We start from the raw sequence: 267 nt of genomic DNA, 5'->3' as shown, positions 1-267 counted from the left end.
GCAGCAGCGGCACGTCCCGCAGCCCCGCGGCGCCGGGCCGTACGGACCCCTCCCTGGCGAGCCGGGTCATGGCCCGCACCCCCGGGAGAGGCGCGGTCAGCCGCCCGGCGAACGACTTGGGCCACCGACGAACCTCCCCGAGCGGCCGCGGCGCCCCGGCACCACGCGACGAGGGGCCTCGCCCCCGGTGGCTCTCTCCGTCCCGTTTCGTCTCTTCCGTCACTGGGGCTCCGTTCCACACGGTCGGCTCGGCGCGGTGGGGGTGGG

General features: G+C 77.9%; 1 pseudogene. It reads right to left on the bottom strand.

The annotated features are described in order from the left end of the window. Positions 1-223: pseudogene (locus GT042_RS38790) on the bottom strand (hypothetical protein); the annotation flags it as partial. Positions 224-267 lie beyond the last annotated feature (44 nt).

Source organism: Streptomyces sp. SID3212, assembly GCF_009865405.1.
GTDB lineage: Bacteria > Actinomycetota > Actinomycetes > Streptomycetales > Streptomycetaceae > Streptomyces.
The sequence above is the reverse complement of the archived record's forward strand: the minus strand, read 5'-3'. Positions and strand labels throughout refer to the sequence as shown.